This window comes from Gilvimarinus sp. 1_MG-2023 (genome assembly GCF_030548285.1).
On record NZ_JAUOSC010001177.1, the window covers coordinates 1 to 262 of the forward strand.

Genomic DNA, 262 nt, shown 5'->3' on the forward strand with positions numbered 1-262 from the left:
GCTCCAGACACGCTTGCGCCACCAGCCCAAAGCGCTCCGGATGACGCGGCACCAGCACCAACAACAGTTCTGGCCAGCGCTGCAACCAGGATGTCATGGCAGCCAACATCAGGCTTTCTTCACCATCGTGGCTGGACGCCAGCAACACCACCGGTCGTTGCTTGCCCCAGCCCTGCTTCAAGGCCGCGGCCTGCTCATCCAGCCCGGCCGGCACCACCACATCGTATTTGATACTGCAGCAGACACTCAGCCGGGATGGCGG

Annotated in this window: 1 protein-coding gene; it reads right to left on the reverse strand. The window is 63.4% G+C overall.

The window, feature by feature from the left end; all coding sequences use genetic code 11:
- Positions 1-262, reverse strand: a 262-nt coding sequence (locus tag Q4563_RS20565) for a 3-deoxy-D-manno-octulosonic acid transferase (protein WP_442903829.1), incomplete at both ends; no start/stop codon positions are given.